The following is a 23,613-nucleotide window of genomic DNA, read 5'->3' as shown; positions in this document are numbered from 1 at the left end:
GATTAACTGTTATCGGTAACTGAGATCGCCCAGATCCAATTTTAGTTCTAAAAGTAAACTTTCAATATTGCTTTTAGCATACCCGACTACTAGCGCAGTTTTTCCTTGTAATAAGGAGAGAATTTTGGTTAACTGTTCTGAAATCAGACTTTCATCTCTTAAGATTTTACATAGTTGGTTCTTAATGGGTTTTAAGATTAAGCGGGTTTGCATATCTTGGATCGCTTCATTGTCTTGTGTTTTTTTAACTAAGACTAGAGTTTTCAAAAGCTCAATTTTTTCAATTTTATGGTTTTTACTAAATTCCTGAATCTCTGTACAAATCCGCTCACATATTTGGTTGATGACGTATTGAGAAACTACAGGCTGCTGAAGTGAGAAGATGACTTCCTCTTGGGCCACAGTTCTTTCAATTAGCGATCGCCTCAAAAGCGATTCTAAACCCTCGATTAATTCTGATTGAGCCACAGGCGCTAAAATATCTGCACGCAACTGTGATAAGGAAATCGGTTGGCATTCAATGGCCAGCCAGTAGAGAATTTCTTGCTCTAGAGCCGATATGCACTCAAATTGCTCGTCTAAAATATCGTTAAGTTCCCCAAAAACTATAGTCTCCTGCTTCAGGAAAGCAGAAACCTTCCCACCGAACAATTCTTGAATCGTACTAGCAACAATTTTTAAAGCTAAGGGATTACCTCGATAAAGTTGAATCAAGTCTTCCCAACTATTCGGATCTAACAAGTTCTTTTCTTGGAAGATTTCCTTTGCTTGCGAGTTTAACCCTTTGAGATATAAAGAGCGAACCGGACGATTTTCTCCTTCCATCAAAACGATTTCTCGCGGTTTCTCACGAGCTATCCACATTAAGCAGCTGCGATGAGACTCTTGTCCTAATCGTTTTAAGAGTTTGCCATAAGTTTGATATCCTTCTCGATAATGCCCCGCAAAATGACTACTTTGCTGGATTACCGTCGTTGTATCTAAAACGATTAGACATCGGTGTTGGCGTAAAAGACCAATAAAATCAGAGATTTGAGCGTCGATGTCTTCTTCTGTGAAATAATTTTTTGACTGAGGAGAAAGAAATTGTGTCAGTTCAGCCAATAGTTTGCTGACTGATGGAGCGCTCCTTAAATCTCGCCAAATTACAAACTCAAACTCATCCTGTGTTTGGTGAATGCTGTGTACGCACAGGGTTGTTTTGCCAATTCCGCCCATCCCAACAACTGCTACTAGCCGACAGCTATCATTTACGAGCCATTTCTTTAACATGGCAAGTTCTTGAGTGCGCCCGTAGAAAGTATTTATTTCTGGTACTTCACCCCAATCTTGACTTTTTAGCTCATTGCTGATTTCCAAGGGTAGGCTTGCATCTATATTATTTATGTTTCCTGCTGATAAAGAATTCTGCAATTCAAGGGAAGATGATATTTTCTCTGTCTGTCCTCCCCACTGTCGCTCAATGATAAATCGAAAATTCGTTTTACTGATATTCTCTCCCAAGACTTCTGACAATAATTTCCAAAACTTGGGGGCGGCTACTTGTTTGATGTAATTCAGGCTATATTCACAAGTTTCGGCAATCTGTTCGTAAGTTTTAGCTTGCCAAGCTCCTTTCAACACAACAGCTTCGACATCTCTCAAGTGCCGACCTGTGTTAGCGAAAACTACATTATCTATAGTTTTTGTTACTTCTTCTAAATTCATCGACCCTTAAGAGTATATAAACTAGTTGATTATAAGTTAACTTTTGTATTAACTTTATTTATATGAACTTATTACAGAACATCCTTAATTTTATGCTACCACTTGGCGGCTGTACCAACAATAAGTTTTTGCTCTATCACGAGAACTACTATCGTTTAGGTTCGTCGAGAAGATGGTGTTAAATCTCCAGAATAGTCTATTTAAGGGGATTTTCGACTTATTTTTAGTGATGCGATCACGTCACTGAATTGAGTTTTAGTTTTAGCCTTCTGTGATGCTGATGAGAGCTAAAAATATCTGTTGACTCACATTTTTAATTTTTTTTCAAAGATTAACTTAAGTTAATCTTTGGTTAACCTTAATCAATTAATCTAATTTTTGTTGTGTTATTAACTAAGTTATGGTAAATATTAACTAGGTAATAAGCGACTTCTAATTCTGTCCATCTTAGGGCTTACGCAGAGGTCGCGCAATAAACTTAGACGTATTTGCAAAGCATCTTTTAGAGAAGAGGCTCACCGCAGAGGAGTTATAGTTTCAAAGGTTTTTTGTCTAAGTCTTACATATTTGCAAACTGCTGTATATGCTGCTAGCTCCATCTTTATTTCGATCAAACCTTCATTGCAGGAATTAAAAAGATGGTTTTTAATAATCTGCTGTTACATTCTAAGCAAATAAAAGAAGAGGACTTATGCTTAACTAAATCATTGATGAACTGTGTATCGGAAGCAATTATTATAATAAGATCGGATGGGAGTATTCTCTATTTCAATAATGCAGCCTCTTGTCTGTTTGGGTATTCTTGTGAAGAATTGCTAATCCATATCGGTTTATTAAGAAAGGCAAAAGGAAAACTGTCCTCTACCTCCTGCCTCCTAGCTGCTTCAACTCTACTGATCCAAATTCATCAGGATAGCTGTACTGTTCCTCAATATCAAGAAATTAAGTTACTAAGCAAAAATGGTGAAGAATGCTGGCTAGACTATTCAGTTAAAGCGATCGAATTTGCCGGAAAGCCAGCTAAGTTGGTGACAGCAGTAGATATTACCAAGTACAAACAAGTTTTAGAACGAGAAAAAGAACTGGTGCAGAATAGAGTGCAGCTTGTCTCAATGGTTTCTCATGAATTGCGCGTTCCACTAAATGCGATCTCATTTTGTACAAACTTGCTAAAACGTCATAGCGATGACTGGAGTAAGAAAAAAATCCAAGAGTATGTAAATCGACTTCAAAAAGGAGTCGAAATGCTGAGTTTGTTAATCGATGAAGTTTTGATTATCGGTAGAGCAGAAGCTGGAAAGCTCAAATTCGATCCAAAGCCACTTAATATTTTTCAGTTTTGCCGTAACCTCTTGGCAGAATTATATCCAAATGAAAGCTACCAAAACTCGATCAATTTCCGCTGTCAAGACGATTGTTTGTCTACAAACTTAGATAGAATTATGCTTCAAATTATTCTCACGAATTTACTTGAAAATGCGCTAAAATATTCTCCTTCTGGTGGCATTGTTGATTTTATCGTTTACCACCAAGACGGAAAGGTGATTTTTCGGATTAAAGATCGAGGTATTGGTATTCTACCTGGCGATCGAGAGAGATTATTTGAACCATTTTATCGAGGTAAAAATGTTGAAGACTTACCAGGTCATGGCTTGGGATTAGCCATTGTGAAAAAGCTTGTGGATATCCACGGTGGTCAAATTACAGTAGAAAGCCAAATTGGTGTAGGGACTGAGTTTGCGTTGGCTTTGCCCACCGCAAGTATCGCGCTCCCGTAAAAAATAGTCAGCCAAAAGTATCTGCATTTACGCCCAATCAATAGAGAGAGCGAGGAAAAATATGATTAAAGTATTAATTATCGAAGACGAGCAGCTAACGAGAGAAATGTTGTTAGATTACTTAGAAAGCGAAGGATTTGAAACAATGAGCGCTAAAAATGGTCGGATTGGTGTTCAAAAAGTACACGAACATCGGCCTGATTTAGCAATCTGCGACATCATGATGCCAGAACTAGATGGTTATGGAGTTTTGAAGACGCTACACCAAAATCCAACTACCGCCGTTATTCCCTTTATCTTTTTAACTGGTAAAAGCAACAAAGCAGAGATTCGCCAAGGTATGGCACTAGGAGCGAGTGACTATCTAATCAAGCCTTTTACTCCAGAGGAATTACTAGGAGCGATCGCGGCTCAACTGAAAAAACAGGCAATTCTCAAGCAATGGTTTGCCTTTGAATCTCAGAGGATCTCAGAGTTTACATCTGATCAGACAGATGAATTCACAAATTTTTCTTTGCTTTTTTCTACTTGTCCTCAGCTAAAAAAAATCTTTAATTTTATTGAAACTCATTATCATGAATCCATTAGTTCGCGCGATGTAGCAAAGTACTTGGGTTTTTCTTCAGCGTACTTGACCGGGCTAGTAAGAAATCAAACTGGAGAAACGCTAAATCGCTGGATTGTTCGGCGGCGCGTAACAGCTGCACGCGACTTACTTTTGAAAACAGACGAGTCAATACAGCAGATTGCTATTGCATTAGGCTATCGCAGTATCAATCACTTCTTTCGTCAGTTTCGTGAATATTATGGAACTAGCCCACAGGCGTGGCGTAAAGTAAATCGCAGACACTACATCTTCAAGGGGCGACAAGCAAGTTAAAGTGCTTGCTGTATAAGCTTCATAGCCCTTAAACCTCGCTGATAATATGCCTGCTTATTGCGAATGGAACCGACCATTTCCTCGACCCAGGCTTGACACCCATGCCAAGCTACTATCCAATTTTGACCCATATAAACCTATCCCAGAAATTACTGTGACGTTTTTGAGTTCTATTTTTTTCTTCTTGGCGACAAATACCCCTCTTCTGTCACTTTCCGAGTATTCTGAATAAAAGGCAGGACTTACGCAACTGGCACAAATAGCGGGCAGGGCGCAGCCTTGACACGCGACAATTTAAATCAAACCAAGCACATAAGAATACTTGGGCGTTTCAGTTGCTGAATTAAATAATTAGAAAGCAAGTTATGCTTGATTTGATAGATAGTTTGGCCAGTTCTATAGGCTAAATTCTTTAACCTAACCCAAACCAACATTGCACAAGCAATATGATTTCTTTGAAGCCTAGCTTTCCGGCACTGACAAGATTCAATGCCAGTTAGTTGTTTAATTTCCCTGTGAAACTCCTCTATGTTCCAACGAATTTTACACACCTCTTGTACAACATCCGTGGAACTTTGAGATAAATCGTTAGTGGCGACATAATCCGTTCTGTTGGTAGAAACAGTAACCCGGAATAGTTTCACTTTTTTATTAGCTGGGAACCCTTTAATTTTTATGATTTTACCACAGTCTAATTCTTCTTGGTTCCATTCTAATAATTCAATCCGTTTATATTTTTTTATCAAAAGTATCATCAACTAAACGATTATTTTTTAAAGGGCAATAATAAATTTTGTCTAAGCTATCAATATATAGCATTAAACTGTGTACCGCATACCATGTATCCATCAAAACAGTATCAAATGGTAAAAACTTATGATACATAAGGCTTTGGAGCATGTCTTTCACATGGTCTATCTTAGTTTTGCCATCGACATCAGGATTAAAATTCGATAATCTATGACCCAAAATCTTTGAAGTGTAGGGTTGACATACACGCAGTTAACTACACCAATGCCTTTAAGGACACCATGCTCATTACCACTATATTGTCTTCTGACTATTTCTATTTCTTCAGAATACCTTTTATCTAAAACGCTATCATCAAATATTATGTAACCATTGTCATCAGGTTCAACTAGGTCTTTCACGTTATCCCATAGTAAACGAGGTGTTAATTTCTCTCTTTTCAAATAATAGTTAATGGCATCATGACTAATACTCTCTAAATGCTCTGCCAAATTGGTAATTGTATAATTAATTTGACTACTTAATAAGTATTGGCAGTAACTAAGCTTAGTAAATCTCATTACCGTTAGCAAATTTATCTAATACAACTTCTACCTATTTTCTCATGAATATTTCATGCTTTGCTTCCAAGACAGCGACTTCTATTACGAAGACAAGGCTTTCAAAATCAGATTTAATTAATACTCATGTACTATCAACTGGCGATCGCATTGTGCCAGTTGCGTAAGTCCTGTCTTATTTTGGCAACGGTATTGACTATTACAATACCTTTTTTGAATTGATTTGGCCTGGGGTGTGAGTTTCTGACAAAACGTGATGCTAAATGAGCGCAATTACTTAATCGCTAGAACCTTTGATTTTTCAGTCTCTTTAGAGAATGAAACCATCCTGCTCTCAATGCTAGGGCTGCTAATCGATACATTTAATGGAAACATTTGTTCTGTGATTGTAAGGCTAAAGTTGGCGAATAGCTCATTACCTTTGTTAAGTAAGCCACTATCTTCATTCAGCGTGCTATAGCTAACTGTTGATTGAAAGGTATAAGTTCCTGCACTAGTGATGTTTTGAGTTGGAAACAAGAACAAGTCATTATCTCTTAGGTTTAAACCGCCATCGTCTCTAACTAATTTAGCTGTAAGCTGGAAACCAACCTCATTCTCAATAAGAAAAGTCTCAAACGAAGTGAGTCTGACATCGACCCTTACACTGACATTAGGCTCTGAATTAGTAAAAATATCGATTGACAGTGTGGGATTAGATAAGGTTGCCATACTTAGTTACCTCTTAAAGTACCTACCTTTATTTACACTGTTAAAAAGTGAATTTGGCACTATCATTAGGTGTATTAATAAGATGGGTACATAAATAAATATACTTACGCTGTATCGGGAGCATCCCAGTTTTTATTTAGTGAGCAAAGATTAATCCATTAAGATAAGCTCTGGCGTTGAGCTAAGACTTGAGGAACGTTATCAGATTTCCATTGTGCGCCAGAAATTTTGGTTCGACGGTCAATCTGTTTGACAGTAGACTCAATAGCACCAGAACCAATGGAACAGATTTGTTCTGCTTGATAATATTGGTAATTGACAATCCGGTGTCGATGTTTCTCAAGATAAGTACAGAAATTAAAAGCTTGTTTTAGCTGACAGTCAGCAAAGACAGCGATAGCATCATCAACTTTTCCTTGCCAGAGAAGGATTTTAGCCTGATTGAGCCGTTGATTAGAACCGCCAATCTTGTGTAGGTTTTCCATCAGATGAAACCAATCAAGTACTTCCCGACGCTGGTGTTCGGGAGCAAAATCGCGGACAATATTCCAAATACCGTCATGGCCATCGCCAAGACAGGTCAAGATAGGAGCAATTGATTGGCTTTTGACCCAATCAATTACAAGACTATTTTCTTGAAATGAGGCAGCAATAGCTTGTTTTTCATGTAAGCAGGTAGCTTTATAACCCTTCCAATCACAGACTTGTCCCTTGATTGTACGAATGCGTATATTTCCTCCATCCACACTCAATTCTTCCACAGTTGATTCTACTTGCGGTAATTCAAAATTTTGACGATGCACTAATCGTTGCTGCACACTTTTTGATACTTCTACACCAGTTAAATATTCAATATCTTCTGCCGCACGTTGATACGATACCGACGCGCTGATTCGTAAGCAACAAGCTTCTAAATATGGACTCAATTGATTATGGGGTCTAATTTCTAGCTTTTGTGCTTGAGAGTTTGTAATTGGCAGTTCTCCAATAATACTTTTTATTTTTCGTTTGTATCCTCTGCTTTCTCCTGTGGCATTTTCGATAAAAAAACCCTACTTCTGGCATTACATGCTTCCGCATTTGAGAGCGTACTACTTCTTCTATTTTTGCCAAACTTGTGAGTTGCTCACCCGTAGTACTTTTGTACAGTATCTTTGCTATTGCACGAGAATATTCTTTTATCTGTTGTTCTTCTTCAGGAGTCATTGATACACCTAGTCTTGATGACTTTATTATCCCTTCCTGATATCCCCTTACTTCCTGACTTCCGTTTTCTGTAACAATCCTTCCCTGTTATTTATTTGTTTTGGAATAATAAAAACTGGGATGCACCCATAATAAACTAATTTATCTTGTTCTGAGTAATTATTAATTTTTAATCCTGATGATGGGAGATTGTTCCAAAATAATAAACAGCGATATGCTTGGTCAAACATATCTCTTTGGTCGCCTAAGAGTTCACTTTCTCCCCAAACTAACCAAGATTCTAGCAGGGTAAAATATTGTTCTGTGTGGTTTAATCCTTGCCAAATTTGCAGAACTTTTTGGTCTAAAACTAACTTGCTCTTTTTACCTTCGGTAATAACTTGAGACAGTCCAGAGGTGCGGAGGAGAAAATAAAGACCGTGAATATAAGGATAGGATTTTTGTACAGGACGTTTGAGGTTAATATCTATGGGATAACTCAATTGTAAGTTAAGTTGTTGGAGATATTTAAGCGATAATTGGTGATAAGTGCTACTAACTTCAACACCATTGGGTTGGAGAAGTTCTAAAATAGTTTGAAAATCCCGCAGAATTGTTCCTGGAATATTTTGACTAATGGTTTGCTGTTGAAGTAGTTGTTTTTTATCTTCCGTCAGTGGTAGTTTATCTCGGATTTGATCTGGAATGAGGGAAAATAGGTTACTCATCTGAGTTGAGAGGAGGAATTTGTATGGCGGTTAATCTCACAACTTGGCCATTTTGCCAAATGCTAATAGATTCTACTAGACGGCGATGTTTTTCAATAGCTTTCTTCATAGTGAGTCTAACACCTGCGTCGATTTGGCTAGATAATTTCTCAGGAATTGGCTCAAACCACCTATTCAAGAGTCACAACCTCTGGCTGACAAAATTCTTGCCAGCTTATTAATCGCAACATTCTTAGGTATAATTGCCTTCATCCCCTTAGATGTGTTCCGATTTCATCTGTTTGCTCAACCAAGCAAGATAATTTCGGTACTGGGATTAGTCGTGTATGTCGTTGGTTGGTGGATTATTTCTCTGTCGTTTAAGGTAAATACCTTTGCAGCAACTGCGGTCAAACATCAGGCAGACTGACAACAAATAGTGATTGATACGGGAGTTTACGGCGTTGTGCGGCATCCTATGTATGCAGGTGCTATTTTAGTGATGGTTGGTATGTCCTTGTGGTTAGAATCCGTAGCAGCATCTTTACTAACGATCGTTCCCATGACAATCCTGGTTGTACGGATTCAATTTGAGGAGCAATTTTTGCGGCAAGAACTCAAGGGCTACGATAGCTATACAGAAAAAGTTAGGTATAAGTTGTTGCCATATTTCTGGTAGGTTGCCCTGTATGAGTACTGCTTACCTTTATTCCCCTAGCAGGGCAGGCAATACAGGGAGCAATGCTCTAACAGTGAGATGGGTAAGCTCTTGAGGCAGAGGAAGCTCTTGAAGCAGAGGAAGAGGAAGAAATAAGTGTATAAGCAATCTATTTTGGTAGTAAAAAATACTCAATCTTTGTCTCTATACTCCCTCTGCTCCCCTGCTCCCTCTGCAATAACTGCCTATTTCACTACACCCACTGACTTACTGATTCTCCAACGGTACGACCCCTTCACAAAATTTTGTGAGCCGCAGATAAGACATGGCGTTTCTTGTGGGCTAAAGTTTTTGTGATTCGGTTGGTTGTTCATGAGCTTCTCCCGATAAATTCTGAGTGCAATCTTCAGCAGCTATTGGGCCAAAGTGCGATCGCGATCGCTTGAGATTGAATTACCGATTTTTCCCACCTGACTGATAATTTTATTTCCAACAATCATCACCGTAAAAGACTTTCTGTTGTCCGTTGGGTAAAAATATCACGCACCATCCGTTTCTAACACGCCATCTGTCAACAGCAAATACAAAACAGACAGACCACTAGAGTTCTAGAAAATATAGTTAATTGGTAGGTAAATTGTATGGTTTACGCAGTGGTGGTTCTCCTCCAGTCATAAGAGTAACTGAATCTTCAGCTTCCTCACCTACAGACCACCACCCAGCTACGATTGTTTTATCAGTCTGCGCCAATAGTTGCAGCTTGGGCAAAGTCTCCTTAATTTCTAAGGCCCCGGCAGCAAAACATGACCAAAACCTAACTTCAGCTTCAGTATCATCCAATCCTTGGATAATTACATTCACTGCTGGCTGATATAAATTTTCTGGTAACTCATGAGAGAGCTTATTGCCAATTCCTTCTAATGCTTGCGCTCTAATAAAAGGAGCCTCAGCAATGTTTGCTGCTACTTCGGTCAGCGTACTAATAACTTCCTGATTTCCTTGGTAATTCGACAGAAAAGAGATTGCATACACCACGCTATTTCGCTGTATGGGATCAGAACTAATAGACAGAATAGACAACAAAGATTTTAGGTGTCTCTCAGTAGCGATGAGACTGAGGGAAGTTGCTGCAAGATCCATAATTCACGACGTTGACCAGACAAAGTACGAATAAGGGCATCAGCGTCTCGATCATTATCGGCTCTTCCGACTAACCAACAAGCTGTCTGTGCTTTCTCAAAGTCAAGGGTATCAATCTAATTACCACTACGGGAAGCGAACCCTAGTCTTTCAAGTGTCTCGATCTTACCTACTGCTTCTGGAAATTGATTTTTGACTTCTTGAAGATTCATAGATTGGGGTAAAAATAGCGTCGCCCACACTAGGGGCTTATTGGCTGAAAGTATTACTATTCATCTTAATTTGTCAATGGCTGTAACCAATAAATTCAAGTATGCTGAATTTATCAGGCTACTAGTGCAGATTCCACAGGAGATAGCTTTGTTGAATATCAACCTTTCTTTTTATATTTGGTTAAAACAGCGTTATAAAGTCATTGGAGTTTTATTGCTTGCTATGTCCATTACAGCTTGCAATAACTCTGCTACATCACAACTAGCATCTGCCAATCGCCTAACATTGGCAAATTTTTCGGACACCTCTAATCCATCTTCTCCACCCACCTCTAGCACACAAAATCCTGTAAAAAACCAGTCCCAAGAACAACAAGCAGTCCAACTCATTCATGATTATTACGATGCCATCCCTCGCCAAGACTATAAACAAGCTTACTTGGCTTAGGATGGAGATGGTACTGCCAGTAAGCAATCATTTGAGGAATTTCAGCAGGGTTTTGCTAACATCGTATCCATTGTTGAAGAAGTCGGAAAACCAGGTTCTTTAGAAGGGGCAGCAGGTTCGCTATATATTGAAATTCCCGTTACTGTTACGAGTGTTACTAGCAATGGAACTCCACAGCGTTTTCGTGGTAGCTATAAGCTGCGACGAGTCAATAATGTTCCTGGCTCAACTCCAAAGCAACGTAGATGGCATATCTACTCGGCTAATATTTCTCTTGAGCAGTAATTGGTTCTAGAAAAAGAATCATCCTGAATGTGTTACTTCTTTTTAAACGTCAACTCTCCCTAGTCAAAAATCAGATTAACCCTGTTGTGTCACTTTAGGCAGAGGAAAAATAGAAATCAGGGTCAGTCAGGGATATAAAAGTAGGATAGGTAAGGTAATAAACAACAGATTGGAGTTTAGCAAATCCCAAAGATAAATGAGGAATAGGAAAAACTGAAAGCCAAGGCTGAATTAAATTAAATAGGGTAAAAGGTTGAAGGATGAGACGGAGATTATTGAGAATATTCTTCCAACCTTTACCATTATCCCACCTCTGATGTGAAGCAAATGTTGATTGAGAATCTAGGGGATAAGGGCGCAGAGATTCTGAATGAAGACTAACCATTAAGTAGGCGCTACAAATAATCTCCCACCACCGTTCAATATCTTCATAGCAAGTAAAACGATAATCTGCCCAACCTAACTGATTCTTACTTTGTTTTAAACCATACTCAACCCATGTCCTAAAGCCATAGAAATTCCCAACTTCTCTTGGTGTAATGTCTGGGTATTTACTCATTACATACCAGGTAGAGTTTCCAGGTAAGTTAAGAGTGTCTGTAGTAATTTGCCAATACCTATGATTGCTACGTTTGCCATGTATTATTTCTCTAATAAACCGATTCTCACTACTTAAGTCAGAGAATACTCTTTTAAACTTATGCCAGTTTAAATATTGAGTATACTGACCTTTAAGCAATGCTACAGAATGGTTTGAGCGAATTGCTACTAAATAATTTAAATCTAATTCATCTAATACGGGTATAAAATTTGTGCTACTCTCACCATATAAGCTATCTGCTAGTACCAAGTTGAATTTGAATCCCATTAACTGTAGCTTGCGTATTAGCATTGCCCCGATTTGAGGCTTAGTAAGATATTTGTCTCCTGGCTTTAATTTTTCTCGTGGCTTGTATACTTCAAACAGCAGTGGAAATGTCATTCCACAGAACATACCGTAAGCTGTGACTGCCACAACGCCATTCTCTACTTTTCCTAAATTGCCTATGTACTGACGTTTCACATAATCTGTGGTATTACCTTTCTTTTTATCTCCTGTTTCATCAATAATTAAAATGATTGGTCTTCCTTTTAGTACCTCTAAAATTAGTTGTAATCGCAAAGCTCTTAACTGTTCTACTGACCATGATGGTGTAGTTAAGAAATGATGTAGTCCTTGATAGTTATCTAGCCCGACAATTTTCGCTATTTCAGGTAGACTTTTCCGTTTTAAATCGGAAATACATCCTATATGTAGATATTTGAAAGCTTCAAAATTCCTAACATCTGAAAACAGGTTTTTATACCATAAGCAATATTCATCCACAAACTTGACGGTTTTTATGGGTGAACGAGGCTCTACCATGCTTTATGTCTTGGTTCTAGGCTTTGTACATTATTATACTACCGCGATAGTGACACAAGAGGGTTAAATATTTAGCATAAACAAGTTTAATACTATATTGTTTCATTGTTGGAAAATGAGGATGACATTTGGCATAAATTTGATAATTTAGTATAGTTTATACTTGGGTTAATTTATCTTTAACTTGATGATAAAACTGGATTTATTTGTCAAACTCACCTGCTATTTGGGTTAAAACAGCATCATCAGATGATAAGCCTGACTAATTAAATTACCCGTTAAGTAATGGATGCCATGTCTACGGCGGTAAGCTACGCACCTCCAGCAATCCCAATTCTGACCAAATCCTCCTCCTATAGAGATACCCTACGGATTACAGTACATACATTGGGCTGGATTGGCAAATTTCATACCATTAGGAAATAGTTTCTCTTGATTAAAACCACATTTTTTAATTGAGAAATTGCGGTCAGTGGTAAAGTGGTTGGGATATGACAAAATTCACCGGGTAATCCCTGAATTATTTCAGTTATTTCAAAACCAGGGATATTACATTTAGGGCAACAACTGCTAATTTTATTGAGTAAATTATGGGTAGCTTTTGCAATATTTTTCATCCGAGTGGGATTATACATTGCCCGCATATCTGTCTCAATAATAGTGGAGCAATTACATTTTCTTTTTGGTGCATTGTCGCCAACACAGCCAGACGCTCGTTAAATAATTGCTGGTCATTCATGATTGAAACAATGATAAATGATAATTTTTCTAATCACTAGGAAACCGTATTTAGATTATTAACTTATACCCAGTGTTTGACCGTAGTCTATCAGATTGGGTGCGATTGCGTCCATCAAATGGGAACCATGTTATGTAATTGCATTCCTGGGCACCATGAAATTATTGAATTTTCTCAAATCCAGACCAGTCATTATAGTTTTAGCGATTGCAGTAAATATCACTGTCATTGATGTACATTCTTCTAGTTCAAATTTTCCCATAGACAAGAGTACAATTACTCAGTTACAACCACAGATTCAACTTGTTCACACACTGACTGGGCATAAAAAAGTGACTTTTGGTGTTCGAGCAGTTGCGATTAGCTCTTCGGGGCAAACCCTGATTAGTGCAGGTAGAGATGATACAATTAAATTCTGGAATTTACGTACTGGGAAATTGTTGCGTAGTTTAGACGCTCACTCAGATGGTGTTACTTCAATTGCGATTAGTCCAGATGGCAAGCGAATTGTAACTGGTGGGATAAGCACCCCAACAATGAAGGTTTGGGATTTACGCAGTTTCCTTATGCTTAAGGGCGACAGTGGGCATACCCAACCAGTAGAAACTGTTGCGATTAGTTCAGATGGTAAATTGATTGCTAGTGGTAGTGACGATTATACAATCAAGCTTTGGGATTTACACACGCTTAAGCTGCTTGATACCATTACTACACACTCAGGATTTGTGAGTAAAGTTGCATTTAGCCCTGATATGCAAACCCTTGTAAGTGCTGGGGGTGGCGATGATAATACAATTAGGCTGATTGATTTACAAACCAAAAAAACACGCCATATTCTCAAAGGACACAAAACTGGAGTTGATGCTATTGCCATTACTCCAGATAGCAAAAAGCTTGTTACTGGTAGTTTTGGTCAGCTAGTTTCTCGAAATCGTGCAATTAGTACCCTGAAGTTATGGAATCTTCAAACTGGAAAACTGCTGCATGAGTTTGCTGATAATTTTAGTTCAGTTGAATCTCTTGTGATTAGCCCCAATGGAAAAATTCTGATCTGCGGCAATTATGATGGCACTATTAAAATGTGGAGCTTAGAGACTTTAAAACTATTGCACACATCGAGGGATGGTTCCAGTTCGGTTTTAGGGCTTGCTTTGAGTTTGGATGGTAAAACCCTCGTTAGTAGCAATGAGGATAGCATTATACATATTTGGCAAATTAAATAACTGCATTTGCGCTATTTTGGATGAATGGGAACTTCTAAAAGGAGAAGCTGGTTAGGGATACAGAACTTAACTTTAACTATCGATATTCTCGTTTAAAAAGTACGACTAATTTCAAAGTAAAATTTTCACTAGTTTTTGGAGTTGCTAGGGAAGCCCAGAATAAAGGTAGTATCTGAAGATGATGGAATCCCCAAGAAGTTATTACGATGCTGAGTTTGGACAGATTATATTGGAAGATAACTATTGGACTTTAGCACAATGTGCTGTTTTGGGCGATCGCCGTGTACGGATTTGTGTGGATTTTGAACAGGGGCAAATTGGGGAACTTTCATCACTTCAGCGTGAAGCTATTCGGCAAGCTCTAGCCTTGTCACCTGATGTTTTACACGTCACTGCTCCTCTGGTGCTGCAAAATTATGATGTATATCGTGACATGATTGGAGATGAGTCAATGCCTGTGTTGCCTAATCCGATTCAGGTCTGGGATCAGGTCACTTTCTCATATATCTATGTGGAGTATGACCTAGATATTGCTACCTTTAAGTTGATAGCTGGGTGTGACTGGGACCCAGAACACGGCTTAGAAGTACGCTTTCGTAATGGAGTAGCAGACGATGCAGATCAGATAGGTGAAACAGGACGGTAAAGACTATATAGCTTGGCAAAAAGCCGTGGTGAATTGAAGCATCGCACTTATATACTGTGATCGCTGCCAGAGGAACCAAATGTCGATTGCCTATTGAACGTTTCCTAGCTGTTTTGTAGTACCTATGGATAGATATCCTATCTCTTTTGACTGAATATGAAAGTGGATTTATCTAACCGAAAGTGCAACAGTTACAACAGTCAAACATTTAGGGAAACGAAATGGTAATGATCTATCGCGCCAAATCAACACAGTAATAGTCGTTGTGCATTGTTAATTTTCGCGTGTTGCTAAAAAATTATTCCATTTCCCCTTTATGAATAAGAGGTAATAATGCTAGATTTCGTTTACTTGCAATGTTTCAGGGCGATTTATTTATGAACAAAGGCGAATTAGTGGATGCTGTCGCAACAAAGACCAACATCACAAAAAAGCAAGCTGATGAAGTCATCAGTGCTTTTTTGTCAGTTGTTACCGAAGCTGTAGCCAATGGTGAAAAGGTAACGCTGATTGGCTTTGGCTCATTCGAGCGACGCGAACGTGCCGAGCGTGAAGGGCGTAATCCCAAAACCCAGGAGACAATGACGATTCCGGCTACCAGAATACCTGCGTTTTCTGCTGGTAAACAGTTTAAAGAAAAAGTAGCGCCATAGATGAATTGCTTTACCAGTAGCAATTCAATCACTCCAAAGCTATAGCAATCGCTGTTATAAAGACAGGGTATGGCAATGACAGGGGGAATGTGAGTGTGAAATTGTGGATGTTGCAGATGGCGTAGACGCGCAAGCGGCAAGCCGAGTGACATCGCTTACGATTACTGCTTAGTGCTACGATTGCTGAGTCCAAATTTACTTACATATACAAAAAAAGTTGTTTGAGCTATTAGAATTCCGAGCGCTGTACCGGAGAATGCTGCCTGAGTTTGAAAAATTGCAAGCTCATGAAGGTTTTAGGGTTCAGGCCCGAATTCTAGATGGAATTGCCATCTTGCTGCTTGTGGATTGGTAAGAAAACTCAGAAATAGACTTAGAATATATCCAAGAACCGTAAATAATAAAGCTGTAGGAATAGTCAGCTTTAAGTTTTGAAAGAGTAACGAGCGCATGGAGAAAATTGTTTAACTTTAAGGTTTTTACAACTATTCTGATAGTTACACAATTATGAATTAATTACGAATTACGAATTAGTAATTATTAGATAGTGCCTGGATTTTACCCTGGGAAGCAGTTGCGTAAAAAGTAGCGCCATAGATCAATACCGTTGCCAAAATAAGAGCATGAAGAGGCAGGGCGTTTCGTAGTAGAGTTATTGTCTCTCACAACGACAACTCAGAAACTACTAGCCGCCCATGCCCGACATCTTATCACTATTGCAATGTCTTCTACCGCAGATAAACGCCACAACGATGCGGCAGTTGAACCAGATAATACAGGCCATGTTAGCGATGAATGGGCGAATCACAATGTTGGGAATATCCCGGTGGGCAGAAATGGGTGGTAGTTATCGGACAATGTTGAGGTTCTTTCATACAGTAATACCTTGGGCAACATTGTTTTGGCTGTTTTTTCGTAAACATTTGTGGCGAGAGCAGGATGTATATTTGCTTGCAGGAGATGAAGTTGTAGTTAGTAAATCAGGTAAGCAAACATACGGGGTAGATAGATTTTTTTCTAGCCTGGTCAGTAAACCAATTAATGGTTTATCTTTCTTCGTATTGTCATTAGTAACCGTGTCAGAGAGACAGTCATTTCCTATTAGGATAGAACAGGCAATCAAAAGTGATACCCAAATCAATAGCACCAGAGCAATCAAAAAAATAAAATCTCAAGAGAAACGTGGAAGGGGAAGACCAAAAGGCAGTAAAAACAAAAACAAAACTGAAGTGATATTAACATCTGAACTATTACTAATTAAAAAGATGATTAACTCACTATTCGAGCTAGTAGCTAACTTTATCCCTTTGACGTACTTGGTAGTAGATGGTCATTTTGGTAACAACAATGCTTTGCGGATGGCACGACAAGTTAACTTGCATATAATTTCCAAGTTGCGCCATGATTCAGCATTATACGTCCCTTATGAAAATCCTGACTCCAGTAAACGCTCCCGTCGTCAATACGGCGACAAGCTAGATTATCGTAATCTACCTGACAAATATTTATGTAAAAGTGCTATTGAGGATGAAATTAAAACTGATATTTATCAAGCTACTCTTCTTCACAAAGAATTTTCCCAGCCTCTGAATGTAGTTATTTTGGTCAAAACTAATCTTAAAACCAATGCTCGCAACCATGTAATTCTCTTTTCCAGTGGCTTAGATTTATCATTTGACAAAATAATAGATTACTACAAACTCCATTTTCAAATCGAATTTAACTTCCGTGATGCCAAGCAATTTTGGGGTTTAGAAGATTTTATGAATTTGAGCCAGACTGCTGTGACTAATGCTGCTAATCTGGCCTTCTTCATGGTTAATTTATCCCATCATCTTCTGGCTGATTTCCGTAAACATAATCCTGGTTCTGGCATTATTGACCTGAAAGCTTATTACCGTGGTTTTCGATATGTCCGTGAAATGTTAAAAATACTTCCTCAAAAGCCTAAGCCTATTTTATTAGCACAAATTTTTGCAACGCTTACTTACCTGGGACGTGTTCATCCCGTTTCCACAGGCGTTGAACCCTCGTAATTTGGCAAAGGTCTTGTCATACAACTATTATTTTCTGGGTGAAACAAATGGGCGAGAAACTGCCAGATGTCCCGGAAGAAAATGTGATTCCAGAAGTGGGAGAACTAGATGAATTAGAGACATTTGTTGGGTCAAAAAAAACAAAATTTGGCTGTGGACAGCAGTAAACCACTTTACTCAAGGTATTTTAGCTTGGGTTTTAGGAGACCATAGTCTTGTACTGAGCGAAGTCGAAGTAGCTGAAACTTTTAAGCCACTTTGGGAAAATATTGAAAAGTGGAAATGCTATTTCTATGTAACTGATGGCTGGAAGGTTTACCCCAGTTTTATTCCCGATGGAGACCAAATTGTGAGTAAAACATATATGACGCGGGTAGAAAATGAAAATACAAGGCTTAGACATTATCTTGCACGCCTTCATCGCAAAACTTTATGTTATTCCAAATCAGAACAAATGCTGAGATACTCAATTAAATTATTACTCCACTACTTGAAGTATCAAACCATACTTTTATAAATCAATTCATCCCTTCATTCAGCAACGCCAATGATTGTTTTAAGGACATGTCTAATAATCAAACTCGAAATCCTGATTTTTTCGTTGGTTCTTAACTTCGTTGCGATCAAGAGTAATTTAGATGCGTTTGCCCTGGGTTGGTTACTTCATCTGGCTAATCCATTCAGCAACAGCGTCACAAACGTTGATACTACCTCTTGTGCTGAATTTTTTTCTGGAAGTAGAATCTTTGATTCATAAGCAATAGAAATCGCTGCTACGCCATGTACCAATGCCCAAATTGTTTTAGTTATTTCGTGAGGATTGCCTGCAATCAGCGTTCCGTCTTTCTGTCCTGCTTGGACAATTTTGAATAATTGATCTAGGGATGCCTGTGAAACCTCGATCAAACTCGGATATTTCTCTCGATTGTAGTAACAGAACATTACTTGTAAATGATTTGAATGCTGTAATGCGAAATTAACGTATGCACTACTAGCGGCAATTAACTGCTGCTTAGTATTTTGATTAACTTTATCTACTGCTGTTTCTACTTGCGCTGACAGCAACCGAAAACCTTCTTCTGCGATCGCTGCTAAAACCGCCTCTTTATCTGCAAAGTGCATATAAGGAGCGTTATGACTGACTCCTGCTCTTTGAGAAATCTTCCGCAAACTCAAACTATGAGCGCCTTCTTCTGACAGAAGTTCTGTTGCAATTGCAATTAATTTGTTACGTAAATTACCGTGATGATATTTATCTTTTGGTTTCATAGGTCATATTGACAGTGACAATATTTAATGTCATATTGGCAATGTCAATATAGTACTTTTTCACGACATTTTTGTCCTTTGTGTCTCAAATGTTGCCAAATCTCGATCAAAAGGCAAAAAACTATGATATTGAGATTGCTTCGCTTGATGTTTGTGGTTGGTACAGTTGGGCTAGCAGGATCTTTTGCTGGTGCGACGAGTGTCACTTCGCAAAATTTATTGGCTGAAAATCAGACAACTCCATCAACTTCTAGTCGTATCCTTCAGATTAATTTCAAATACAACAATTCCACGTCTGACTTTAGAAAGCAGATGAAGGATGTTGCACCTCGTATCGCCAAAGCACCAGGACTGCGCTGGAAAATTTGGTCAATTGATGAAGGTAACAAAGAAGCTAGTGGGTTTTATCTGTTTGAAGATGAAAAATCTCTGAACAACTATGTCGAAAATATTTTCAATGTTGGGATGAGAAATAACTCAGCAATTAGTAATATCGTAGTCAAAAAGTTCAATATTCTTGAAGATCCTACGATCGTTACACGAGGCCCTATCAGTCAGCTTAAATAATCTCAAAAAATTGCATACTGCATTGTATCTAACCAGATGAGAGAGTTATATGAAGTTTAGCAATACTGTCACAACGTTTGCCACACCTGAAAGAATTTGGGCGATTTGGACTGATGTAGATAATTGGTCAGTATGGGATACCGAAGTGTGTGATTCATATCTTGAGAGTCCTTTTAAGCTTAATGCGGTAGGTAAATTAACACCGAAAACAGGTACAACTTCTAAATTTACAATTTCGCAGTTTAGCCCAGGAAAGAGTTATACATTCACAATTCAGTTACCATTTTGCAAGTTAAATGTATATCGCTACTTGAATATTCATGCAGGTAGTACATCATTTACTCATGAAGTCTCATTTAAAGGAGCCTTGGCATTTTTATTTGGTTGGTTTCTCGGCAAAAAGTTTAAAAAAGTTTTACCGAGAGTGATGGAGAATATCAGGGAAATAGCTGAAGCTGAAAGTATTAGACAAGGTTACTTAGAAAAAACAGCAGACTAATCTATTTCACATTAATCACGATGCGTATAAATCCTGTAGAGATGTTGCAATGCTACATCTCTACTAAAAAATATCAGCCGGATCTGCTTGTTTGAGTTTTCTCACGGCTGTTGCGCCCGAAACAAAACACATAATAACAGTTGCTATCAGCACAAAAGCAGCCCTATCTATTGTCATTACAATAGGTAGAAGTGTAGCTTTTTTAGCAAATTCATACTGAATTATAGAAATTAAAAACCCCGGTATGTAGCCTAAAATTGCAATTAATAATGCTTGCTGTAAAACTATAGATAAAAGGTATCTTTGTTGATAACCAATTGCTTTTAAAGTGGCATATTGAGGTAAATGTTCAGAAACATTGGTATAGAGAATTTGGTATACGACTACAATACCTACCACAATTCCTAATCCTACCCCTAAGTTAAAAATAAATCCAATAGCTGTACTAGTTTGCCAGTAATTTTTTTCAAAAGCAATAAGTTGTTCTTTTGATAATACTTTTACATCTTTAGGTAAAAACGTTTTTAATTTTCCTGTAAACTCTTGGACATCATATCCTGGTTTTAATTTGATTAAACCAATATCAATTAATCCTTTATAACGAGAGCTAAAAATCCTTAAGAAGTTAAGATGACTGGTGACTAAATTTCCATCTGAACCAAAAGATGTACCTAAATTAAATAGGCCAGCTACTTTAACCCGGCGATTTGAAGAACGGTTCCCAATTTCTGTTTCTACATTACCTTTTTGCTCAAAATCTGCAACCACAGGCCCAAATTCAGCACGAGAACTGCGGTCAAATAAAACCACATTTGGAATTTTTAGTTTGTTGATATTTTCCTCAACTCCAGCAAAATCTACGACCTGATAGCGAATATCAAAACCAATCACAAATATATTCCGCCAATAGTCTTTAGTTTCAGGATTTTTCCATTGACCAAAGCCTAAATATATCGGTGCAACATAATTAACTTCTGGAAATGCTAAAGACTGAGATAAACGTCGTTCTGGAAAACTTTCCATAGCAATTAAAGCTGTAGAACGAGGACTAATCAAAAAACAATCTCCTTGTAAACCTTGGTGCAAACGAACAGCGCTGTCAAATAAAGCATCTCGAATGCCTAGTTGGATGAAGACAATTACTACAGCAAAAACTACTCCTAATAAAGCAATAATTAATCTGGCTTTTTGATATCTAAGTTGTAACCAAGCTACTGGTATTTTTTTGCTACGCATAATGTTTATATTTAAAATTTACAACAAACTAAAAAAGAGATCGACGTAATACCAATTCTGTATTAAGATGCACTAAACCATATTAGGAGAGAAGTATAAGAAAAAAAACGAACCGCATAGACGCGAAGCACACAAAGAAATAGTATAATAATATTTATTTTGTTTATTTTTTGAAAATTTATAGATAAAAAAGGTGTCAATTTGAGGGTGATTCAGTATTAATCATGACGTTGACTTCTAAATTAGTTAGGTTAGCAACTTTTCGGCTATATTGTGGAGACAGACGAATTTTCACTTCGACAACTCTAGTATCTGCATCCGCAACAGGATCGGTTCCTAAAGCATTTAAAACGCCAACTTTTAAACCAACTTCATCTACATTGCCTTTAAGTTCTTCGATTAATCCACCACTGGTAACAGTTGCTTGTTGACCAAGACGAACTTTACTAATATCGGTTTCATAAACTTCTGCGATCGCGTACATTTGTTCTGTCTGACCTAACTCGATAATTCCATCGTTACTAATAACTTCACCAGCCCATGTGTGAATTTTTAAAACTTGTCCATTTTTAGGCGATCGCACATAAGCTAAATTTAAGTTTGCTTGAGATTTTTTCACAGCAGCCTGGGCATTTTTTAGCTCTGATTCTGCCACATTGACATCTACAGGGCGGACTTCTGCGGTGGCATTTAGAGTTGCTTTGGCTTCTTCAACTTCCTTTTTTAAGGTTGCTAATGTGCGATTGAAATTGGCTTGTGCTTCTTTGACTTGTTCTGTTCTAGTAGTAATAATTTTTTGTAAATTAGATTCAGCTTCTGCAAGTTGTTCTTGAGCAGTATTGTTTTGTAGACAAGTGCTATCTCGTTGAGAAGCTGAAACTACTCCTTTTTGATACAAAGCATTATAGCGATCGCATTCAGTTTGAGCATATTGCAGTTCAGCTTGAATCCTCTTAATGGTTGCGGCTTGAGAATTCTTTTCTCCTTGTAACTGAGCTGCTAAATTGGCAATAGTTGCTCTTTGAATTGTGAGTTGACCTTCTAGTTCTGCTCTTGTTTGTTGATATTTTGCTGTTTGAGCATTAATATCTCCTGTTTTCGCGCCTGCTTTAGTCTGTTCTAGTTTAGCTTGAGAAACATTAACTTCAGTTTTTGCCTGTTCCAAAGCTGCTTGCAGACGTTCTTGATTATCCAGAATTGCCACTACTTGACCTGTTTTTACCTTGTCTCCTTGTTTGACAAGTAGCTTTGCAAGTCGTACACCTTCACCTTGTATAGAAGTAGGAGCAGATAGCTTAATTACTTCTCCTTTAGGCTCTAGATACCCCCTAGCAGCAACCGCATTGGGACTTGCTTGAATTTTATTATTAGCTGCAATAGCCTGCTGCGATCGCTTTTGATTTTCTAGTTGATTATTTAAAACTAAATAAAAGGAAGTAGCACAAGTAGCTAAAGCCGCAACGCCTAAAATTACAACAAATTTCAAGTTTATAGTTTTGGCAAAAAACTGATATTTCATAATTTAACTTAAATCTATAAAGTCTAGTTTTGCAAAGTTAAGAATTTAGCCAAGGGACATATTTTTTAAAATATATCCCTACGCCATTAGACTATATTAATACACCCAAGGCAATAAACGACGAGTGCGTTTTTTATATGCCTCGTATGCATTATTAAAAGCTTGCAGCAATATTTTTTCTTCAACTCGGCAGCGAAAATCATGAGCTAAGAAATTAGCAATTACTTGCAGTAAAAATCCCAGTCTTGGAACAATTAGAAACGAGCCAAAAAACAGAAGTTGAAAAGCGAAGTAAAGTGGATGTCTGACAAAACTATAAGGCCCTTTGGTCACAAGTTGATGACCGGGATCGATGTGGGGAAATAACCGCCAACTGCGAAAAACCCAAAAAGACCATACTTTCACAATTAATGCCAAACCAAGAATAGCAATTCCTAAAGCTTGAATCGGAAAAGTCGGTTGAAATACAAAAAATCCTAGCGCATCGGGATTTGCCCACCAAATTGCTAGCAAAATGTAAAAGATACCGTAGGTAGCACTGGTGAGAAATAGTGCTGGTGGACCTTGAGGAGTGATAGATGACTCACTAGCAACTGGTTCTTTTGTGGAGGTGTCAACAAATGACTCTGGGTTATTGAGTTTGCGCCGTCTAATGATGGATGCATTGACAATTAATAGCCAATACAGTGAATGAACCAAGCAGAGAATGGCTTTGACATCTACTTGTGGTAGTTGTTCTGGGAAAGCCACTGCAAACTGAAATTGTGTTATTAGTTCCACAAGTTAACTCCTAAAGAAAT

23 protein-coding genes and 3 pseudogenes are annotated in these 23,613 nt (G+C 38.0%); 12 read left to right on the top strand and 14 right to left on the bottom strand.

The window, feature by feature from the left end:
- Window positions 1-9: 9 nt before the first annotated feature.
- Window positions 10-1,707, bottom strand: coding sequence for a helix-turn-helix domain-containing protein (locus NPUN_RS16190; protein ID WP_012409631.1), 1,698 nt, complete (start codon window positions 1,705-1,707; stop codon window positions 10-12).
- A gap of 638 nt (window positions 1,708-2,345) precedes the next feature.
- Between NPUN_RS16190 and NPUN_RS16185 the strand changes: the two genes are divergently transcribed.
- Both NPUN_RS16185 and NPUN_RS16180 read left to right on the top strand, forming a co-directional pair.
- On the top strand, window positions 2,346-3,485 hold the full coding sequence (locus NPUN_RS16185; protein ID WP_012409630.1) for a PAS domain-containing sensor histidine kinase: 1,140 nt from the start codon (window positions 2,346-2,348) through the stop codon (window positions 3,483-3,485).
- 61 nt (window positions 3,486-3,546) lie between these two features.
- A complete protein-coding gene (locus NPUN_RS16180) occupies window positions 3,547-4,365 on the top strand; it encodes a response regulator (RefSeq protein ID WP_012409629.1) in 819 nt (272 codons plus the stop codon).
- Here the strand turns inward: NPUN_RS16180 and NPUN_RS44130 are convergent.
- The 6 genes and pseudogenes from NPUN_RS44130 to NPUN_RS39135 form a co-directional block, all read right to left on the bottom strand.
- Window positions 4,362-4,496, bottom strand: a complete 135-nt coding sequence (locus tag NPUN_RS44130; protein WP_272913973.1) for a hypothetical protein — start codon at window positions 4,494-4,496, stop codon at window positions 4,362-4,364. The genes NPUN_RS16180 and NPUN_RS44130 overlap by 4 nt on opposite strands.
- Before the next feature lie 168 nt (window positions 4,497-4,664).
- Window positions 4,665-5,675 (bottom strand): annotated as a pseudogene (locus NPUN_RS39140) (IS701 family transposase).
- A gap of 273 nt (window positions 5,676-5,948) precedes the next feature.
- On the bottom strand, window positions 5,949-6,386 hold the full coding sequence (locus NPUN_RS16160) for a hypothetical protein (RefSeq protein ID WP_012409627.1): 438 nt from the start codon (window positions 6,384-6,386) through the stop codon (window positions 5,949-5,951).
- Window positions 6,387-6,544: 158 nt separating this feature from the next.
- Window positions 6,545-7,592 (bottom strand): ISKra4-like element ISNpu15 family transposase gene (locus NPUN_RS16155; RefSeq protein WP_086000600.1). Its coding sequence is split into 2 segments (ribosomal slippage): window positions 6,545-7,438 and window positions 7,440-7,592, totalling 1,047 coding nucleotides; the frame shifts between segments, so codons are not numbered across the junction.
- Between the two features lie 47 nt (window positions 7,593-7,639).
- Complete coding sequence (locus NPUN_RS16150) at window positions 7,640-8,299, bottom strand: hypothetical protein (RefSeq protein WP_234711106.1); 660 nt, start codon at window positions 8,297-8,299, stop codon at window positions 7,640-7,642.
- Complete coding sequence (locus tag NPUN_RS39135; RefSeq protein ID WP_041565451.1) at window positions 8,292-8,477, bottom strand: hypothetical protein; 186 nt, start codon at window positions 8,475-8,477, stop codon at window positions 8,292-8,294. The genes NPUN_RS16150 and NPUN_RS39135 overlap by 8 nt, the downstream gene beginning before the upstream one ends.
- Window positions 8,478-8,561: 84 nt before the next feature.
- Here NPUN_RS39135 and NPUN_RS41940 point away from each other — a divergent pair, with 84 nt between their 5' ends.
- The gene (locus NPUN_RS41940) at window positions 8,562-8,708 is read left to right on the top strand and encodes a hypothetical protein (RefSeq protein ID WP_167315635.1); all 147 of its coding nucleotides are present in this window, start codon (window positions 8,562-8,564) and stop codon (window positions 8,706-8,708) included.
- A 9-nt stretch (window positions 8,709-8,717) separates the two neighbouring features.
- Window positions 8,718-8,957, top strand: coding sequence for a methyltransferase family protein (locus NPUN_RS37700; RefSeq protein ID WP_148220327.1), 240 nt, complete (start codon window positions 8,718-8,720; stop codon window positions 8,955-8,957).
- A gap of 600 nt (window positions 8,958-9,557) precedes the next feature.
- Here the strand turns inward: NPUN_RS37700 and NPUN_RS16135 are convergent.
- A complete protein-coding gene (locus NPUN_RS16135; RefSeq protein ID WP_012409625.1) occupies window positions 9,558-10,076 on the bottom strand; it encodes a HEAT repeat domain-containing protein in 519 nt (172 codons plus the stop codon).
- Window positions 10,077-10,364: 288 nt separating this feature from the next.
- Here NPUN_RS16135 and NPUN_RS16130 point away from each other — a divergent pair, with 288 nt between their 5' ends.
- Complete coding sequence (locus NPUN_RS16130) at window positions 10,365-10,736, top strand: hypothetical protein (protein WP_012409624.1); 372 nt, start codon at window positions 10,365-10,367, stop codon at window positions 10,734-10,736.
- A 379-nt stretch (window positions 10,737-11,115) separates the two neighbouring features.
- Here NPUN_RS16130 and NPUN_RS16125 read toward each other — a convergent pair whose 3' ends face one another.
- Together NPUN_RS16125 and NPUN_RS43315 are read right to left on the bottom strand one after the other, a co-directional pair.
- Window positions 11,116-12,426, bottom strand: coding sequence for an IS701-like element ISNpu5 family transposase (locus NPUN_RS16125; protein ID WP_012409221.1), 1,311 nt, complete (start codon window positions 12,424-12,426; stop codon window positions 11,116-11,118).
- A 366-nt stretch (window positions 12,427-12,792) separates the two neighbouring features.
- Window positions 12,793-13,043, bottom strand: a pseudogene (locus NPUN_RS43315) (DUF6671 family protein).
- Window positions 13,044-13,320: 277 nt separating this feature from the next.
- Between NPUN_RS43315 and NPUN_RS16115 the strand changes: the two are divergent.
- The 5 genes and pseudogenes from NPUN_RS16115 to NPUN_RS39130 form a co-directional block, all read left to right on the top strand.
- Window positions 13,321-14,388: a WD40 repeat domain-containing protein gene (locus tag NPUN_RS16115; protein WP_012409622.1), complete on the top strand. Its 1,068-nt coding sequence runs from the start codon at window positions 13,321-13,323 to the stop codon at window positions 14,386-14,388.
- Between the two features lie 178 nt (window positions 14,389-14,566).
- The gene (locus NPUN_RS16110) at window positions 14,567-15,034 is read left to right on the top strand and encodes a DUF6985 domain-containing protein (RefSeq protein ID WP_012409621.1); all 468 of its coding nucleotides are present in this window, start codon (window positions 14,567-14,569) and stop codon (window positions 15,032-15,034) included.
- A 377-nt stretch (window positions 15,035-15,411) separates the two neighbouring features.
- The gene (locus tag NPUN_RS16105) at window positions 15,412-15,687 is read left to right on the top strand and encodes an HU family DNA-binding protein (protein WP_012409620.1); all 276 of its coding nucleotides are present in this window, start codon (window positions 15,412-15,414) and stop codon (window positions 15,685-15,687) included.
- Window positions 15,688-16,382: 695 nt separating this feature from the next.
- Window positions 16,383-17,723 (top strand): transposase, encoded by a 1,341-nt coding sequence (locus tag NPUN_RS16100; protein ID WP_012409619.1) that lies wholly within the window; start codon window positions 16,383-16,385, stop codon window positions 17,721-17,723.
- A gap of 17 nt (window positions 17,724-17,740) precedes the next feature.
- Window positions 17,741-18,240: pseudogene (locus NPUN_RS39130) on the top strand (IS1-like element ISNpu9 family transposase); the annotation flags it as partial.
- Window positions 18,241-18,386: 146 nt separating this feature from the next.
- Here NPUN_RS39130 and NPUN_RS16090 read toward each other — a convergent pair.
- Window positions 18,387-18,992, bottom strand: coding sequence for a TetR/AcrR family transcriptional regulator (locus NPUN_RS16090; protein ID WP_012409618.1), 606 nt, complete (start codon window positions 18,990-18,992; stop codon window positions 18,387-18,389).
- A 123-nt stretch (window positions 18,993-19,115) separates the two neighbouring features.
- Here NPUN_RS16090 and NPUN_RS37695 point away from each other — a divergent pair, with 123 nt between their 5' ends.
- Both NPUN_RS37695 and NPUN_RS16080 read left to right on the top strand, forming a co-directional pair.
- Window positions 19,116-19,559, top strand: coding sequence for a YdhR family protein (locus tag NPUN_RS37695; protein ID WP_052304623.1), 444 nt, complete (start codon window positions 19,116-19,118; stop codon window positions 19,557-19,559).
- Window positions 19,560-19,608: 49 nt separating this feature from the next.
- On the top strand, window positions 19,609-20,058 hold the full coding sequence (locus NPUN_RS16080) for an SRPBCC family protein (RefSeq protein ID WP_012409616.1): 450 nt from the start codon (window positions 19,609-19,611) through the stop codon (window positions 20,056-20,058).
- A gap of 63 nt (window positions 20,059-20,121) precedes the next feature.
- Here NPUN_RS16080 and devC read toward each other — a convergent pair whose 3' ends face one another.
- The 3 genes from devC to NPUN_RS37690 all read right to left on the bottom strand — a co-directional run bounded on the left by devC (window position 20,122) and on the right by NPUN_RS37690 (window position 23,593).
- Window positions 20,122-21,294, bottom strand: coding sequence for an ABC transporter permease DevC (gene devC, locus NPUN_RS16075; protein WP_012409615.1), 1,173 nt, complete (start codon window positions 21,292-21,294; stop codon window positions 20,122-20,124).
- 196 nt (window positions 21,295-21,490) lie between these two features.
- A complete protein-coding gene (locus tag NPUN_RS16070; RefSeq protein WP_012409614.1) occupies window positions 21,491-22,813 on the bottom strand; it encodes an ABC exporter membrane fusion protein in 1,323 nt (440 codons plus the stop codon).
- A 96-nt stretch (window positions 22,814-22,909) separates the two neighbouring features.
- Complete coding sequence (locus NPUN_RS37690; protein ID WP_012409613.1) at window positions 22,910-23,593, bottom strand: methyltransferase family protein; 684 nt, start codon at window positions 23,591-23,593, stop codon at window positions 22,910-22,912.
- Between the last annotated feature and the right edge of the window lie 20 nt (window positions 23,594-23,613).

It is taken from the genome of Nostoc punctiforme PCC 73102, assembly GCF_000020025.1.
In the GTDB taxonomy this organism is placed as follows: Bacteria; Cyanobacteriota; Cyanobacteriia; order Cyanobacteriales; family Nostocaceae; genus Nostoc; species Nostoc punctiforme.
This window is presented reverse-complemented; position numbering and strand designations above follow the sequence as displayed.

Bases quoted from the DNA above. Each gene is read 5' to 3' on its own strand.
- NPUN_RS16100 (WP_012409619.1), top strand. From the start codon at position 16,383: ATGCCCGACATCTTATCACTATTGCAATGTCTTCTACCGCAGATAAAC.
- NPUN_RS16190 (WP_012409631.1), bottom strand. From the start codon at position 1,707: ATGAATTTAGAAGAAGTAACAAAAACTATAGATAATGTAGTTTTCGCT.
- NPUN_RS16180 (WP_012409629.1), top strand. From the start codon at position 3,547: ATGATTAAAGTATTAATTATCGAAGACGAGCAGCTAACGAGAGAAATG.
- NPUN_RS16070 (WP_012409614.1), bottom strand. From the start codon at position 22,813: ATGAAATATCAGTTTTTTGCCAAAACTATAAACTTGAAATTTGTTGTA.
- NPUN_RS44130 (WP_272913973.1), bottom strand. From the start codon at position 4,496: ATGGGTCAAAATTGGATAGTAGCTTGGCATGGGTGTCAAGCCTGGGTC.
- NPUN_RS16185 (WP_012409630.1), top strand. From the start codon at position 2,346: ATGGTTTTTAATAATCTGCTGTTACATTCTAAGCAAATAAAAGAAGAG.
- NPUN_RS16160 (WP_012409627.1), bottom strand. From the start codon at position 6,386: ATGGCAACCTTATCTAATCCCACACTGTCAATCGATATTTTTACTAAT.
- NPUN_RS16125 (WP_012409221.1), bottom strand. From the start codon at position 12,426: ATGGTAGAGCCTCGTTCACCCATAAAAACCGTCAAGTTTGTGGATGAA.
- NPUN_RS16110 (WP_012409621.1), top strand. From the start codon at position 14,567: ATGATGGAATCCCCAAGAAGTTATTACGATGCTGAGTTTGGACAGATT.
- NPUN_RS16135 (WP_012409625.1), bottom strand. From the start codon at position 10,076: ATGGATCTTGCAGCAACTTCCCTCAGTCTCATCGCTACTGAGAGACAC.
- NPUN_RS16130 (WP_012409624.1), top strand. From the start codon at position 10,365: ATGGCTGTAACCAATAAATTCAAGTATGCTGAATTTATCAGGCTACTA.
- NPUN_RS16090 (WP_012409618.1), bottom strand. From the start codon at position 18,992: ATGAAACCAAAAGATAAATATCATCACGGTAATTTACGTAACAAATTA.
- NPUN_RS37695 (WP_052304623.1), top strand. From the start codon at position 19,116: ATGATATTGAGATTGCTTCGCTTGATGTTTGTGGTTGGTACAGTTGGG.
- NPUN_RS16080 (WP_012409616.1), top strand. From the start codon at position 19,609: ATGAAGTTTAGCAATACTGTCACAACGTTTGCCACACCTGAAAGAATT.
- NPUN_RS16105 (WP_012409620.1), top strand. From the start codon at position 15,412: ATGAACAAAGGCGAATTAGTGGATGCTGTCGCAACAAAGACCAACATC.
- devC (WP_012409615.1), bottom strand. From the start codon at position 21,294: ATGCGTAGCAAAAAAATACCAGTAGCTTGGTTACAACTTAGATATCAA.
- NPUN_RS16150 (WP_234711106.1), bottom strand. From the start codon at position 8,299: ATGAGTAACCTATTTTCCCTCATTCCAGATCAAATCCGAGATAAACTA.
- NPUN_RS16115 (WP_012409622.1), top strand. From the start codon at position 13,321: ATGAAATTATTGAATTTTCTCAAATCCAGACCAGTCATTATAGTTTTA.